The organism is Wenzhouxiangella sp. YN9 (genome assembly GCF_056324165.1).
Genome location: NZ_JBJNIP010000078.1, coordinates 56,269 through 71,953, shown reverse-complemented (window position 1 = coordinate 71,953; position 15,685 = coordinate 56,269). Strand labels below are relative to the sequence as shown.

Sequence of the window (15,685 nt, the reverse complement as noted above, 5' to 3'; positions counted from 1 at the left end):
ACCTACGCGGGCCGCCAGCAGCCGATCAGCGCCGAAACCACCCGCCGCCACACGTCACCGGATCCCCCCGACACGCCACACCTGCCGCCAACCACGCGTAGGGTGCGGTTACATCCGCGACGGACGACCTTTCAACCCTTATCACACGTAGCGCACACGAGCCCGGAACCGCTCACCTCGCCCGTCGTCGATGTAACGCCGACCTACGCGGGGCGCCAGCAGCCGATCAGCGCCGAAACCACCCGCCGCCACACGTCACCGGATCCCCCCGACACGCCACACCTGCCGCCAAGCACGCGCAGGTTGCGGTTACATCCGCGACGGACGACATTGCAGCCCCGACCGCGCGTAGCTCACGCGCGCCCAAACCCGCTCACCTCGCCCGTCGGCGATGTAACGTCGACCTACGCGGGCCGCCAGCAGCCGATCAGCGCCGAAACCACCCGCCGCCACACGTCACCGGATCCCCCCGACACGCCACACCTGCCGCCAAGCACGCGCAGGTTGCGGTTACATCCGCGACGGACGACGTTTCAACCCCGACCGCGCGTAGCGCACACGCGCCCGGAACCGCTCACCTCGCCCGTCGGCGATGTAACGCCGACCTGCGCTGGTCCGGTCAACGCCAATCGCCGCCGAATCTTGAGCCCGAACCCCTGCTAAAGTCACCCCATGCCTACTTCCACCAACCCAACCGAAGCCCGCAGCAGCGCGAAGTGGGCGTTCTGGATCGACCGCGGCGGCACGTTTACCGATCTGATCGCCCGCACGCCCGCCGGGGACCTGCGCGCGACGAAGCTGCTGTCGGACAACCCCGAGCAGTACCAGGATGCGGCCATCGAGGGCATTCGGCGCCTGCTGAACCTGCGCCCCGACGAGGCGATTCCCGACGGGCGAATCGAGCATGTACGCATGGGCACCACGGTCGCCACCAATGCCCTGCTTGAACGCAAGGGCGAACGCACCGCCCTGGTCACTACCCGTGGTTTCCGCGATGCACTCAGGATCGGCCACCAGAGCCGGCCCGATATCTTCGCCCTCGACATCCGCCGGCCCGAGCAGCTTGGCGATGCAGTCGTCGAAATCGACGAACGCATCGACGCCAGCGGCAACACACTCATCCGACTCGACGAAGATCGCGTGCGCGGACAGCTCTCCGAGCTTCGTGAGAAGGGCATACGCGCGCTGGCGGTGATTCTGGTGCATGGCTACCGCTACCCTGAACACGAGCAACGCATCGGCGAGATCGCCGACGAGCTGGGCTTCGAACAGGTCAGCCTCTCGCACCGCGTCAGTCCGCTGATCCGCTTCATCGGCCGCGGCGACACGACCGTGGTCGACGCCTATCTCTCGCCGGTGCTGCGCCGCTACGCCGACCGCGTTGCCGCCGAGCTGGGTGACGTGCGCCTGCAGTTCATGAAATCCGACGGCGGCCTGACCGACGCGACCAGCTTTGCCGGCAAGGACGCCATCCTCTCGGGCCCGGCCGGCGGCATCGTCGGCTGCGTGCGCACCGCCGGCCTGGCTGGCCTGGAGCAGGTGATCGGCTTCGACATGGGCGGCACTTCTACCGACGTGTCGCACTACAGCGGCGAGTTCGAGCGCAGCCTCGAGACCGTGCTTGCGGGCGTGCGCCTCCGCGTGCCGATGCTGGAAATCCATACCGTCGCCGCCGGCGGCGGCTCGAAGCTGCATTTCGACGGCAGCCGCTACCGGGTTGGCCCGGACTCGGCGGGCGCCGACCCCGGCCCGGCCTGCTACCGTCGCGGCGGGCCGCTGACGGTTACCGACTGCAACGTGATGCTCGGCAAGCTGCAGCCGGACTTCTTTCCGAAAACCTTCGGCCCAGTCGCTGATCAGGCGCTCGACGCCACAACCGTGCGCGAGCAATTCGACGCGCTGTGCCGCAAGATTCGCGCAGCCACCGGGGACAGCCGCCGTCCGGTGGAAGTCGCCGAAGGCTTCTTGCGCATCGCCGTGGCCAACATGGCCAATGCCATCAAGAAAGTGTCGGTTCAGCGCGGCCGCGACGTCACCGGCTATGCGCTCATCTGCTTCGGCGGCGCCGGCGGCCAGCACGCCTGCCTGGTGGCCGACGAACTCGGCATCGAGACCGTTCTGATCCACCCGCACGCCGGCGTACTGTCAGCCTATGGCATGGGCCTGGCCGACGTCACCGCCCACCGCGAGTTTGCTGTCAATGCAACGCTCGACGCCGCCCTGACCGAGCGTTTGACCGCCGCTTTTGACGACAGCAGCGCCGATGCCATCGCAGAGCTGCATGACCAGGGCTTCGACAACTCGGCCATCAAAATCCGGCCCACCTGCCGCCTGCGTTATACCGGCACGGACACCAGTCTGCCGGTGACCTTCGGAGCAGTCGGTGCCATGAGCCGGGAATTCAACCGGGCGCATCGACGGCAGTTCGGCTTCGCCATGGACAACCGCAAGCTGGTGGTCGAGGCCGGTCTGGTAGAGGCCATCGGCCACAGCCGCGCGCTTGACGCCGAGCCGGAACTCGAGGCCAACCGCCCAGAAGCCGAGCCAACGGCGCGCGTCGAAACCTTCATGGACGGCCAGCTCCGAGCCGACACGCCGGTTTACCGTCGCGACCAACTGGCCGCGGGCCAGCGCATCGACGGCCCGGCCATCCTTATCGAGCCCAACTCCACCGTCGTCGTCGAGCCGGGCTGGCGCGCCGCGCTCAATCGCCACGGCCACCTGCTGCTCGAGCGCGCCGAATCGAAGCGCGCGTTACGCGCCGACGCCCAGGTCGACCCGGTGCTGCTGGAGGTCTTCAACAACCTGTTCATGTCGATCGCCGAGCACATGGGCGCCACGCTCCAGCAGACGGCCTGGTCGGCCAACATCAAGGAACGCCTCGACTTCTCCTGCGCGCTGTTCGACGCCGCCGGCCGACTGGTTGCCAACGCCCCGCACGTGCCCGTGCACCTGGGCTCCATGGGCGAGAGCGTGCGTGCCGTCATTGACGCCTTCGCCGATGACATGCAGCCCGGCGACGTTTTCCTGCTCAACGACCCCTACAACGGCGGCACGCACCTGCCGGATCTCACCGTGGTCAGCCCCTGCTTCGACGACCGTGGCGCGGAAATCCTGTTCTACACTGCCAGCCGCGCCCACCACGCCGACGTGGGCGGCATCACGCCCGGCTCCATGCCGCCCGACAGCACAAGCATTCACGAAGAAGGCGTGCTGATCGGGCCGATGCGCGCGGTCCGGCGGGGCGAGCTGTGCCGCGACGCGCTGAAGGCCCTGTTCACCAGCGGCAAGTATCCCGTGCGCAATCTCGAACAGAATTTCAGCGACCTGCACGCCCAGATCGCAGCCAACCACCGCGGCGTGCACGAACTGGCCGGCATGATCGAACAGTTCGGCCTGGATGTCGTGCGCGCCTACATGGGCCACGTGCAGGACAACGCCGCCGAGCAGGTCGCACGCGCAATCAGTCAACTGGCCGACGGCCGCTGGATCAAGCGCATGGACAACGGCGCACGGGTGGAGGTGAGCATCACCGTCAATCGCGAGTCACGCCGGGCAAGGATCGATTTCACCGGCACCAGCGAGCAGACGGGCGACAACTTCAACGCCCCGCGCGCCATCACCCGCGCCTGCGTGCTCTACGTGCTGCGCACCCTGGTGGCTGACGACATCCCGTTGAACGACGGCTGCATGGCGCCCATCGACCTGATCATCCCCGAAGGCAGCCTGCTCTCGCCCGTGCATCCGGCCGCCGTGGTCGCCGGTAACGTCGAGACCAGCCAGGTCGTCGCCGACGCCCTTTTTGCTGCCATGGGTGTGCTGGCCAACGGCCAGGGCACCATGAACAACCTCACCTTCGGCAACCAGCGCTACCAGCACTATGAAACCCTGTGCGGCGGCGCAGGTGCCGGCCAGGGCTTCGCCGGTGCCGATGCCGTCCAGGTGCACATGACCAACTCGCGCCTGACCGATCCCGAAATCCTGGAAACCCGCTTCCCCGTCAGGCTCGAAGCCTTCGGCGTGCGCGCAGGCTCCGGCGGCAGCGGACGATGGCAGGGCGGCAACGGCGCCGAGCGCCGCATCCGCTTTCTCGAGCCGATGACGGTCGCTGTCCTGGCCAATTCAAGAAAGATCGCGCCGAGCGGCATCGAGGGTGGCGGCGAAGGCAACACCGGGAAGGCGTGGATCGAAAAGGCGGACGGCCAGAGGCAGGACCTCGCCGGCACCGACCGCGTCGAAGCCGCAGCCGGCGACCTGCTCGTGCTGCAAACACCCGGCGGCGGGGGCTTCGGAAACGAATGAAACCGATGCGTTACGCTGACGCTCCACGCATCCCGCGTTGTCTACGCCCCTGAGGGCCCGGTCCGCGCAGGATGGGTGAAGGCCGCAGGCCGTAACGCATCGGCCCCGCTTTTGTTCAGAGCTTGGCTTCGAGCTCCGGCACCAGCTCGAACAGATCGCCAACCAGGCCGAAGTCGGCAATTTCAAAGATCGGCGCTTCGGGGTCCTTGTTGATGGCCACGATCGTGCCGGCGTCCTTGATGCCGGTCAGATGCTGTATGGCGCCGGAGATACCGACGGCAAAGTAGAGGTCTGGCGCAATGATCTTGCCGGTCTGACCGACCTGCAGCTCGTTGGGCACGTAGCCGGCATCCACCGCCGCGCGCGACGCGCCCACGGCTGCGTTGAGCTTCTTCGCCAGCGAATAGATCGTGTCGAAGCCTTCGGTCGAGCCCATCGCGCGGCCGCCGGAGACGACGACCGTCGCGGTGGCCAGGTCGGGGCCCTCGCCTTCGCCGCCTTCAACGCCGATCCAGCGCGTGTGCCCGGGGTTTTCGGCCTGCGCCTCGCGCGCCTCGATCTCAGCCGAGCCACCCTCGCCGGCCGCGGCAAACGAGGCCGTGCGGATGGTGGCCACCACCGGCTGATCCTCGTCTACCTTGACGGTGACGATGGCGTTGCCGGCATAGATCGGGCGCTTGAAGCTGCGCTCGTCGATGACTTCCTGAATGTCGGAGACCTGGTTGACGCCAATCAGCGCAGCGGCGCGCGGCAGCACGTCCTTGCCGTAGGTGGTCGAGGGCATGAGGATATGCGAGTAGTCGCCAGCCAGCGCCTTGATTTCCGGCGCCAGACGGGCCGCCAGGAAGTGCTCGAAGTCAGCGTGTGCAACGGTCAGCACCCGGGTAACGCCCTCGAGCTTCGCGGCCTGTTCGGCGACACCCGACGGGTCGGCGGCAAACACCGCGATGTCGATATCGGAAATACCCAGGCCCAGCGCCCCGGTCAGAGTCTTGGCCGTGGCCGGGCTCAGGGTTTCGCCGTCATGTTCGGCAATGATCAGAATTCTGGACATTACAGCAGCCCCTTCGACTTGAGTTCGGACACCAGCTCGTCGACGCTTTCGACCTTCTTGCCGCCGCCGCGCTGCGGTGGCGGCTCATAAGAGACAGCCTCGATGCCGCCGGCGCGTTCCACGCCCAGCTCGTCGAGCGACAGCGTCTCCAGCGGCTTGCGCTTGGCCTTCATGATTTCCGGCAGCTTGACGAAGCGCGGCTCGTTGAGACGCAGGTCGGAAGTCATCACCGCCGGCAGCTCGACCTCGATGGTCTCGAGCCCGGCGTCGACCTCACGCGCCACGGTCGCCTTGCCGTCGGCCAGCTCGACCTTCGAGGCAAAGGTCGCCTGCGGCCGGTCCCACAGCGCGGCCAGCATCTGGCCGGTCTGGTTGGCGTCGTCGTCGATCGCCTGCTTGCCGAGGAAGACGATGCCCGGCTCTTCCTTCTCGACCAGTTTGAGAAAGGTGCGCGCCGCTGTCAGAGGCTGCACGTCACCGTCGGCGCTGACCTGAATGGCGCGGTCGGCGCCCATGGCCAGGCCAGTGCGCAGCTGCTGCTGCACTTCGTCACCGCCGATGGAGGCCACGATCACTTCCTCGGCCTCGCCGCGCTCCTTGATGCGCAGCGCTTCTTCAAGCGCAATCTCGTCGAACGGGTTGATCGACATCTTCACGCCGTCGGTCTCGACGCCGCTGCCGTCTTTCTTGACCCGCACGCGAACGTTGTAGTCCACCACTCGTTTGAGAGTGACCAGAATCTTCATGAGCGAACTTCCTGTTTGGGACTGGGAAATCGATACAGCGCACTATTGTAACGGGTCAGAGCGTCGAAAAAGGGTGGAATCCATGGGCCCCAGCGGTCGAGCCGCACTAACGGCTCGGCGTCTTTCGCCTTCCGCGGTGATTGCCGCTGATGTATCCTGTGGTTGGCGAAAGCGGGACAAAAACAGGTAAACGGGGCACCGAGGAAATGCAACAGCAGCGCATGTGGCGGGCGGTTTTCTGCAAGCCCGGCCAGGAAAGAAAAGCCGAAGCCCACCTCGAGAATCAGGGCTTCGAGGTGTTCTTGCCACGTATCCGTGCGCGCAGGCGTTCGCGGGGCAGCTCGCGCCTGCTCGTTCAGCCGATGTTTCCGCGCTACCTGTTCGCTTATCTGTGTGCGCACGCCGACGACTGGAGCACCATCCGCTCGACTCGGGGCGCGATTGGTCTGGTGCGCTTCGGCAGCCGCGTTCCGGCCGTACCGAACGAGCTCATCGAACTCCTCCGGCGCCGGCACGGCGATTTCGGCGCCATCGACATGAGCGAGGCGATGGAGTTTCGCGCCAACGATCCGGTCGAGATCACCGACGGCGCCATGGCCGGCATGCGCGCCGTCTTCCAGACCCGCTGCGGCAAGGAGCGCGTGGTCATCCTGCTCAAGCTGCTCGAGCAGGAACGCCGGGTGGAACTGCCGGCTGACAGCATTCGGAAGGTTGTCTGACTGGTTTGCTGGTTTGCTGGTTTGCTGGTTTGCTGGTTTGCAGTGATTCTGCCGAAGTGCTGGCATAATACAAATCCTGCGAGCAAGGCCTGGTTTAACCAGCCAGCCAGCTCACCAGCCAACTGCCTCCAGTGGCAACAGGTCCGAAACCCAGAACACCGATAGCCAAAAACACACACTTGGACGAACCCAACCCCCATGTGCGGAATCGTAGGCGCCACAGCGGCGCGCAATATCACTCCCATTCTGCTTGAAGGCCTCAGGCGCCTCGAGTATCGCGGCTATGACTCCGCCGGTATCGCCGTGCTCGACGGCGACGGCATCGCGATCCGCCGGGCCGTCGGCAAGGTCGAGGCGCTGGAAAGCGCGCTCGCCGGCGACGCGCTCGAGTCGCATACCGGCATTGCCCACACCCGCTGGGCCACCCACGGCAGGCCCACCAAAACCAACGCCCATCCGCACCGCTCGGGGCAGCGCCTGGCGATTGTCCACAACGGCATCATCGAAAACTTCACCGCCCTGCGCGAGGAGCTGCAGACCGCGGGCTTTCAGTTCACCTCCGATACCGACACCGAAGTGGTGGCCCACCTGATTGCTCGCGAAATGGATCAGCAGCGGGATTTCGTCACCGCGTTTTCCCGCGCCACTGCGCGCCTGGAGGGCGCCTACGCCATTGCGGCAATCTCCCCGGCCGAGCCAGAGGCCCTGTATCTGGTGCGCATGGGGTCACCGCTGGTCATCGGAGTGTCCACCGAGGAGAACTACGTCGCCTCCGACCCGCTGGCGCTGCTTCAGGTCACGGACCGTTTCATCCACCTGGAAGACGGCGACCTCGCACGGGTGGACCGCCATGGCGTCTCGCTGTTCGACCTTCAGGGCCAGACCATCGAGCGCGAACCCGAACGCTATGCCCACGATGATCAGGTGGCCAGCAAAGGCGATTATCGCCACTTCATGCTCAAGGAAATTCACGAGCAGCCCGAGGCAGTGGCCAACACTCTGGCCGACAAGCTCGGCACTCAGGGCGTGCTGACCGAATCCCTGGGCCCGGAAGCGAATGCCATCCTCCCGCGGGTGGAGAACATCCACATCATTGCCTGTGGCACCAGCTACCATGCCGGACTGGTTGCGCGCTACTGGATCGAAACTCTCGCCGGCATTCCGGTCAGCGTGGAAGTAGCCAGCGAATATCGCTATCGCCAGCCGGTCGCCCCTCCCGGGACCCTGTTCATCGGCATCTCCCAGTCCGGGGAAACCGCCGATACGCTGGCCGCGCTGCGCTTTGCCAACGAGAGCGGCTACCTGCAGACCCTGGCCCTGTGCAACATGCCCGGCTCCACCCTGGTGCGTGAATCCGGCCTGCGGCTGCTGACCCGGGCCGGCATCGAAATCGGCGTGGCTTCCACCAAGGCGTTCACGACGCAGCTGGCCGCGCTGTACTGGCTTGCCCTGGCGCTGGGCAGAGCTCGCGGCCTGCTCGACCCGGCGGCAGAAAAGCGCGCGACGGCAACCTTGCGGGCTCTGCCAGAAACGATGGCCAGCACGCTGGCGCTCGAACCGGCCATCACGGAGATGGCCGAAGAGTTCATCGACAAGCAGCACGCCCTGTTCCTGGGCCGCGGCACTCACTTTCCGATTGCCCTGGAAGGCGCACTCAAGCTCAAGGAAATCAGCTATATCCACGCCGAAGGTTACCCAGCCGGCGAACTCAAGCACGGCCCCCTGGCCCTGGTTGATGAAGAAATGCCCGTGGTCACCGTGGCCCCCGATGACCACCTCCTGGGCAAGCTGCGGTCCAATCTGGAAGAGGTCCGCGCCCGCGGTGGCCAGCTGATCAACTTCATCGCCGAAAACGTGGACATGCAGGACGGCGACGGCGTCACCAATCTGCGGGTGCCGGGCATGAACTGCAGCACCAGCCCGATCATCGCCACCCTGCCCCTGCAGCTGCTGGCCTATCACGTTGCCCTGCTCAAGGGCACCGATGTCGACAAGCCGAGAAATCTGGCCAAGTCGGTCACGGTAGAATGATCAGCAAATCAGCGAACTGACAACAACAACGACCACCGCGAATGAACGCCAACCTGTCGCTCGATGAACTCCAGGCCGACCTGACCGCCGGCAACGCCACAATCGCCGTCATCGGGCTGGGCTACGTGGGCCTGCCGCTGGCCGTGGCTTTCGCGAAAAGACACCCGGTCATCGGGTTCGACATCAAGGCGTCCCGCATCGCCGAACTGCAGGCGGGGCAGGACACCACCCGCGAGGTCGAAGCCGGGCAGCTCGAGGCCGTCAGCGACAAGCTGCAAACGACGAGCAACCCTGAAGACATGGCCGCGGCACGCGTCTACATCGTCACCGTCCCCACGCCCATCGACGCCTACCGACGCCCCGACCTGCGCCCGCTGCTGGCCGCGAGCAAGACTGTTGGCAAGGTCATCCAGCCCGGCGATATCGTCATCTACGAGTCCACCGTCTACCCCGGCTGCACCGAAGAAGATTGTGTTCCCATTCTCGAACGCGAGTCCGGCCTTCGCTGCGCCTCGGACGCGGCGGGCCGGGATGGTTTCGACCTCGCTTCCGGCCAGGCCGCAGACGAGCCGACCGGGGCCCCCTCCGATACCTTTTTCGTGGGCTACAGCCCGGAGCGGATCAACCCAGGCGACAAGGCCCATCAGGTCACCGACATCGTCAAGGTCACCAGCGGCTCCACCGCCCGGGCGGCCGACCTCATCGACAGCCTCTACGCCTCGGTGGTGACGGCCGGCACCCACAAGGCGGCGTCGATCCGCGTTGCCGAGGCCGCCAAGGTCATCGAAAACACCCAGCGCGACGTCAATATCGCGCTGGTCAACGAACTGGCCATGCTGTTCGCCCGCATGGGCCTGGACACCACCTCGATACTGGAAGCGGCCGGCACCAAGTGGAACTTCCTGCCGTTCAAGCCCGGGCTGGTTGGCGGACACTGCATCGGCGTCGACCCCTACTACCTGACGCACAAGGCCCAGCAAATCGGCTTTCATCCGCAGATGATCCTGTCGGGCCGCCGCACCAACGACGGCATGGGCCAGTTCGTGGCCGGCGAAATGATCAAGCTGATGGCCGCCCGCAGCTGCTACCGGCCAGGGGCCAGGGTCTTGATCCTGGGCCTGACTTTCAAGGAAAACTGCCCGGATCTGAGAAACACCCGCGTCGTCGACGTGATCAAGGCCCTGAAAGGCTACAACCTTCAGGTCGACATCCACGACCCCTGGGCCGACCCGGCCGAAGCAAAGCGGGAATATGGCCTCGAGCTGACCGCTCAGCCCCAGGCGGACGCTTACGATGGCGCCATACTCTGCGTTGCCCACAGCGAATTCAGGGACCTGGCCAATCCCGGCATCAAGCAATGGCTGAAAGCCGACAGCGTCATTTACGACCTCAAGAGCGCCCTGCCGCCGGAAATCACGAACGCCCGCCTGTAATCGGCACCCACAGCCGCCGTGACATATGGATGCGCAGCTTGCGTTGCCTGTGCGTTCAGCATCAAGCCGGCATCCGGCCTAGCGCCTCCGCCTCGATCAGGGCCACGCCATCCCCGCCGAACTCGAATTCCAGCCAGGTGAACTCGATCCGGCGCTCGTGCAGCAAATGCTCAAGCGCTGCGGCGGCCTCGCCGACTTCAATGATGAGCACGCCCTCGATCTCGAGATGATCGGCGGCGGTGTCAAGCAGGCGGCGCACCAGATCCAGGCCGTCTTCACCGGCCTCCAGGCCCAGGGCAGGCTCCCGGTGATACTCCTCGGGCAGTTCAGCCATCGAGGCGGTCGGAACGTACGGTGGATTGGCCAGAATCACGTCATAACGCCGTCCTTTCAGAGCGTCGAGCAGGTCCGACTCGATCACCTCCACACGCTCGGCCACCGCATGACGCTCGGCATTGCGCCGCGCCAGGGCAAGCGCTCCGGGGCTGACATCCACCGCGTCGACCGTCACTTTGGGCCAGTAAACCGCCGTGGCGATGGCCAGGCAGCCCGAACCCGTGCCCACATCCACCACCCGTCGCAGCCGCTCCGGATCCACCCAGGGCGCGAATCCGTCGACGATCAGCTCCGCCAGCGGTGAACGCGGCACCAGCGCATTCTCGTCAACCAGGAACTTCAGCCCGGCAAACCAGGCCTCGCCGATCAGATAGGCCAGCGGTTTGCGCGTTGCGATACGCTCGGCGATCAAGGCATCGAAGCGCTCGCGCTGCGCTGGCGAACCTTCCATGTTCAGGGCGTCATCACCAAAGTCCGGCGGCAGGCCGAAAGCCCACGATGCCGCCCAGCAGGCCTCATCAAGCGCATTGTCGGTGCCGTGACCGAAGAACAGACCGGCCGCTTCCATGCGGGCCGCGGCGGCGCGGATGAGGGGTTCGATGGTGGGAGCAGGCATTATGGTTGGCTGGTTGGCTGGTTGGCTGGTTGGCTGGTTGGCTGGTTGGCTGGTTGGCTGGTTGGCTGGTTGGCTGGTTGGCTGGTTGGCTGGTTGGCTGGTTCGGCAGCCGGGAGGTTCGGTGGGCGGCTGCGCCGAACCAACCAGCCAACAAGCTAACCAGCAAACAAGAATCAGGTGAGAGCCGGCCTGTAAGCCGGGTTCTGTCGAGGACAGTCATTCGTCTGGGACGGCTGTCGCCAGCCGCCTCTAGCAGCCTACCCGGGTGCAGCGCGGGCCGCGCCGTTGCACCCCTATTTGGCCTTGCTTCGGGTGGGGTTTGCCGTGCCGCGGCTGTTGCCAGCCGCGCGGTGCGCTCTTACCGCACCCTTTCACCCTTGCCTGTGTCGTTTCCGACCATCGGCGGTATGCTCTCTGCTGCACTTTCCGTCGGCCCTGATCGGACCGCCCAGGCGTTACCTGGCACCCTGCCCTGCGAAGCCCGGACTTTCCTCCATGCCATGCAGGCACAGCGACTGTCCAGCCGGCTCTCGTAACCAATTATGACACCGAATTGGCGATTTGGTTGATTGGTTGATTAGCTGGCTGCCCGGCTTCCCTGCGCTTCAGGTCAACGCCTGGCCCATACGCACACGGCTGCCCGGCGAAAGCCCCGGCACCCAGGCCGGAAAGTCCGGCGGCGTGAGCACGATCACGGTCGAACCCCAGTGGAAACGCCCGAGCTCGCCGCCGCGAGCCAGCTCATGGCCGTCAATCCGGCGGCTGCGCACGTCCGGGCCCGGGCGGCGATCGGTCGGACCCCCCCAGACGGTCTCGATGCCGGCAACCAGCATGGCCGCCACCATGACCACCGCCACCGGCCCATGGTCGGTTTCGAGCATGGCGACCATGCGCTCGTTGCGGGCAAACAGCTGCGGCACGGCCCGGGTGGTATTGGCCGAAACGCTGAACAGCCGGCCGGGTACGCGCACCTCCTCGACCACGCGCCCGGCAACGGGCGAATGCACGCGGTGGTAGTCCTTGGGCGCCAGATAGACGGTGACGAAGTGGCCATCTTCAAAGGGCGCCGCACGCTCGGCCGAACCAAGCAGTCTGGCGGCGGTGTAGTCGATGCCCTTAGCCTGCAGGATGGTATCGCCGCGCAGGCGCCCGAGCTGACTGACGGTGCCGTCGGATGGGCAGACCAGGCGGTGTTTTCCGGCAGCGATCGGACGCGCAGACGGGCTCAGCGAGCGCGTAAAGAAGTCGTTGAAGCAATCATATTCGGCCGGCTGCTTGCGCTTGGCTTCGGCCAGATCGACGCCGAACAACCAGATGAACACGCGAATGAAAGGCTGGCTGAATACGCGCCAGTGGCACGACGACAACCGCCAGGCGATGGCGGTGAGCAGCTTCTGCGGCACGACATGCTGCGGCCAGACCAGCAGCCGCAGAGACAGCGGCGGTCTCATCGAGTCAGCGCAAACAGATCGGCGGCAACCGCCTGGTGATCCAGCGGCGGCGAAAAGCGTCCGTAGAGTCGACCCTGCGGATCGATGATCAGAATGGAGGCCGAGTGATCCACGCTGTAGAACCCCGAGTCCGGGTCGGGCTCGTCCAGAGCAAAGTAGATGCCCAGGCTGCGGGTCAGCTTGCGGAGTTGCTCTTCACCGCCCGTGGCGCCGATGAAGTCCGGATCGAACGAGCGCATGTACTCGCCCAGCGCTTCGGCGTCATCGCGTCCGGGGTCAACGGAAACAAAAATCACCTGCGGCTTCGAGGTGGCGCCCATGGTGTCGAGGCTGCTGATTGCCGAGTGCAGCATCGCCAGGGTATCCGGGCAGATGTCCGGGCAGTTGGTAAAGCCGAAGAAAAGCAGCGACCACTGCCCCTGCAGGTCTGCGTGCGTGAGCTCCCCACCCGCGGCCGTGCGCAGCTCGAAGTCCGGCAGCGGCCGGGTCTCGGGAAAGGCCTGCGCCGCCCTGAGCTCCTGCGAGCGCTCGAACAGCATGGAAGAAACCACAATGCCGCCGGCAATCGCCGCCAGGGCAATCACGACGATCAGGAAAATGCGACCGGAAGCGGCACGCGGGAAATTCAATCGAGTCATGCCGCAATTATATCGAAGGCGAGGCGACGCGACCCATCCCCGAACACGCCTGCTTGCAATCGATGGCCTTCATCAGCGGAGGCATCAGCGCCCGAGCAATCTCATCCACCACCAGAAATTGACCACGCCGATCAGGGCCCCGGCGACGTAAGTGAGCGCGGCGGCGGTGAGAATACGACGGGCGGCCCAGCGATCATCGGGCTTGAGATAACCACCCTTTTCCAGCAGCGGCAGCGCGCGCCGAAAGCTGGCATCGAACTCGGTCGGCAAGGTCACCAGATGCACAATCACGCCGGAGGCCAGCGAGGCCACCGCCATCGCCAGCAGCGTCAGCCCGGCGCGCGGCAGGCGCAGCGCCAGCATGATGACCGGCGCGAGCACCAGCAGAACCATGCCGAAACGCTGAAAACGCTGCATGCCCTTGACCAGGCGCGTGCGCCACAACAGCGGACGATAGCCATCGGCGTGCTGAATCGCATGGCCGACCTCGTGCGCGGCAACCGTAACCGCCGTCAGCGAGGCGCCGTCGTGATGCTCCGGGCTCAGCCGCACCATCCGGTCATCGGGATCGTAATGATCGCCTCCCGAGTCAGTGCGCTCCACGCCCACCGATTCCAGCCCCAGCCGCTTCAGCAGATGCCGCGCCAGCTCCCCGCCGGTGCCCTGATAACGATCAGCCGGGCGGCGGTACCTCGCCAGTACACGCTTGACCCACCACTGCGGCAGAAACACGATCGCGGCGACGAAGGCGAGGACAATGACGGGCATGGGCGCCGGTTGCCTTGGATGGCGTTGGGTGGGGAGGGAAGTTTAGCAGGCGCCGTTCTCAATACCGCTGGACAAAGAAATCCGTAGTCTTCTTCAGCGCTTCGGCCCAACGGGCTTCGAGCTGCGGCGTCAGGCGGTCGTCGTGCTCTCTCACCGCCTGCAACAGGCTCTGGCGCCAGTAGGTGTAGAGCTCGGGCTTGACCGGAGCGCGACCCTTGCGCGAGTGCACATCGGCCATCTCCTTGAGCGGGCGCTCGACGATATTCGAGCCGCCGGCGTAGGTCAGCGCGATGCTGATGCCGCGCCGGAGCATCTTGTTCTGCTTGACCCAATCGGTGTGGGCAAACATCGGCACCATGCGCGGATCGCTTTGCAGCAGCAGCTCGTAGAACCGCGTGATGAAACCGCGCTTGCGGGTGCAGCGGCCATAACTGGCCTGTACGTCCTGGTAGGTCTCGGACATCTCGGTTGCCGTTGGAAATATGAGTGAGTGCGAATGTTAGCGACGCCGCAACGGTAGCTTCTTGACCATAATCAAAATCAAGACCCACGGGCGGAAACGATAATCCTCCATGGCGTCATTCCACTGGCGCCGCCACCCGAAAAGACCCCGGCTCGGGAGCTGTGAAGAGGATGCCTCCGCGGCATGCGGCTCTACCTGCGCCGGGCTTCGATCAGGGCAAATGCTTCTTTCCGGGGCAGGCCGGTCAAACGCGCCAGCACCTTCGCCGCGCGCGACGGCGGAAGCTCGCGCGCCAACTCTGCGGCCAGCGCGTCGGGATCGATGGCCGGGGCCGCGCTGTCGCTGCCGGCAACTACCAGCACCGCTTCGCCGCGCTGCTGATTGGCATCGGCTGTCACCCAGTCAGACAGCGCCTCAAGCGCATCGCGCCGCACGGTTTCATGCAGCTTGGTCAGCTCCCGCGCCAGCGTGGCGCGGCGCTCGGCACCGAAGGCAACGGCCATGTCTGCGAGCACGGCCGGCAGATCGCGCGCCGGTGCATAGAACACCAGCGTGGCCGTCTGCCCGGCGAGCTCGCCCAGGCGCTTTCTGCGAGCCGCCGTGCGCGCCGGAAGAAAACCCTCGAACCAGAAGCGATCGGTGGCCAGGCCGGCGATCGACAGCGCCGCGGTGGCGGCACAGGGGCCCGGCACGCTGCGTACCGCAACGCCGGCATCATGGGCAGCGGCCACCAGGCGATAGCCGGGGTCGGAAATCAGCGGCGTGCCAGCGTCGCTGACCAGAGCCAGATCGGCACCGGCCTGCAGCTTCTCGATCAAACGCTCGACCACCCGCGCCTCGTTGTGCTCGTGCAGGCTGACCATCTCCGCATGCGCCTCGCGCTCCAGCGGCAGCCGCGCGGTCACCCGCGTATCTTCGGCGGCAATGATCGGAACCGACGCCAGCAGCCGCCTCGCGCGCGGCGAGAGATCGTCAAGATTCCCGATCGGCGTGGCGACCACCCAGAGGGTGCCGCGGTCACCGGGAGGCCGGTTTTCGACGCTGCCTTGTTTCGTGTTCATGGGCTGAATTTCCCCGTGGTCCCGAGTGTAAATAAATGCGGCGGCCTCACGCGCATCGGTTAACCTA

12 protein-coding genes and 1 other RNA gene are annotated in these 15,685 nt (G+C 65.7%); 4 read left to right on the top strand and 9 right to left on the bottom strand.

The annotated features are described in order from the left end of the window. Window positions 1–672: 672 nt before the first annotated feature. On the top strand, window positions 673–4,302 hold the full coding sequence (locus ACEWQ0_RS04980) for a hydantoinase B/oxoprolinase family protein (RefSeq protein WP_476484698.1): 3,630 nt from the start codon (window positions 673–675) through the stop codon (window positions 4,300–4,302). A gap of 115 nt (window positions 4,303–4,417) precedes the next feature. On the opposite strand, the gene ACEWQ0_RS04975 is transcribed toward ACEWQ0_RS04980, so the two are convergent. Together ACEWQ0_RS04975 and ACEWQ0_RS04970 are read right to left on the bottom strand one after the other, a co-directional pair. Next, complete coding sequence (locus ACEWQ0_RS04975) at window positions 4,418–5,356, bottom strand: electron transfer flavoprotein subunit alpha/FixB family protein (protein ID WP_476482108.1); 939 nt, start codon at window positions 5,354–5,356, stop codon at window positions 4,418–4,420. After that, window positions 5,356–6,102, bottom strand: coding sequence for an electron transfer flavoprotein subunit beta/FixA family protein (locus ACEWQ0_RS04970; protein ID WP_476484697.1), 747 nt, complete (start codon window positions 6,100–6,102; stop codon window positions 5,356–5,358). The genes ACEWQ0_RS04975 and ACEWQ0_RS04970 overlap by 1 nt, the downstream gene beginning before the upstream one ends. A 206-nt stretch (window positions 6,103–6,308) precedes the next feature. Between ACEWQ0_RS04970 and rfaH the strand changes: the two genes are divergently transcribed. From rfaH to ACEWQ0_RS04955, 3 genes are all read left to right on the top strand, one after another. Continuing rightward, window positions 6,309–6,821 (top strand): transcription/translation regulatory transformer protein RfaH, encoded by a 513-nt coding sequence (rfaH, locus tag ACEWQ0_RS04965; RefSeq protein ID WP_476482110.1) that lies wholly within the window; start codon window positions 6,309–6,311, stop codon window positions 6,819–6,821. Between the two features lie 198 nt (window positions 6,822–7,019). After that, entirely contained in the window at window positions 7,020–8,852 is a 1,833-nt protein-coding gene (gene glmS / locus ACEWQ0_RS04960) for a glutamine--fructose-6-phosphate transaminase (isomerizing) (RefSeq protein ID WP_476482111.1), read from the top strand. Between the two features lie 41 nt (window positions 8,853–8,893). Then, window positions 8,894–10,285 carry a nucleotide sugar dehydrogenase gene (locus ACEWQ0_RS04955; protein ID WP_476482112.1) on the top strand — a complete coding sequence of 464 codons (1,392 nt, stop codon included), beginning with the start codon at window positions 8,894–8,896 and terminating at the stop codon, window positions 10,283–10,285. A 61-nt stretch (window positions 10,286–10,346) separates the two neighbouring features. Here ACEWQ0_RS04955 and prmB read toward each other — a convergent pair whose 3' ends face one another. The 7 genes from prmB to rsmI all read right to left on the bottom strand — a co-directional run bounded on the left by prmB (window position 10,347) and on the right by rsmI (window position 15,618). Then, window positions 10,347–11,237: a 50S ribosomal protein L3 N(5)-glutamine methyltransferase gene (gene prmB, locus ACEWQ0_RS04950; protein ID WP_476484696.1), complete on the bottom strand. Its 891-nt coding sequence runs from the start codon at window positions 11,235–11,237 to the stop codon at window positions 10,347–10,349. 176 nt (window positions 11,238–11,413) lie between these two features. Continuing rightward, window positions 11,414–11,768: RNase P RNA component class A (gene rnpB / locus ACEWQ0_RS04945), an RNA gene on the bottom strand. Between the two features lie 74 nt (window positions 11,769–11,842). Continuing rightward, the gene (gene asd / locus ACEWQ0_RS04940; protein WP_476482114.1) at window positions 11,843–12,688 is read right to left on the bottom strand and encodes an archaetidylserine decarboxylase; all 846 of its coding nucleotides are present in this window, start codon (window positions 12,686–12,688) and stop codon (window positions 11,843–11,845) included. Next, window positions 12,685–13,326, bottom strand: coding sequence for an SCO family protein (locus tag ACEWQ0_RS04935; protein WP_476482115.1), 642 nt, complete (start codon window positions 13,324–13,326; stop codon window positions 12,685–12,687). The genes asd and ACEWQ0_RS04935 overlap by 4 nt, the downstream gene beginning before the upstream one ends. Window positions 13,327–13,410: 84 nt before the next feature. Then, the gene (locus ACEWQ0_RS04930; protein WP_476484695.1) at window positions 13,411–14,094 is read right to left on the bottom strand and encodes a zinc metallopeptidase; all 684 of its coding nucleotides are present in this window, start codon (window positions 14,092–14,094) and stop codon (window positions 13,411–13,413) included. Window positions 14,095–14,152: 58 nt separating this feature from the next. Continuing rightward, complete coding sequence (locus ACEWQ0_RS04925) at window positions 14,153–14,557, bottom strand: globin (protein WP_476484694.1); 405 nt, start codon at window positions 14,555–14,557, stop codon at window positions 14,153–14,155. 191 nt (window positions 14,558–14,748) lie between these two features. Beyond that, window positions 14,749–15,618 carry a 16S rRNA (cytidine(1402)-2'-O)-methyltransferase gene (rsmI, locus tag ACEWQ0_RS04920; RefSeq protein WP_476484693.1) on the bottom strand — a complete coding sequence of 290 codons (870 nt, stop codon included), beginning with the start codon at window positions 15,616–15,618 and terminating at the stop codon, window positions 14,749–14,751. Window positions 15,619–15,685: the final 67 nt, after the last annotated feature.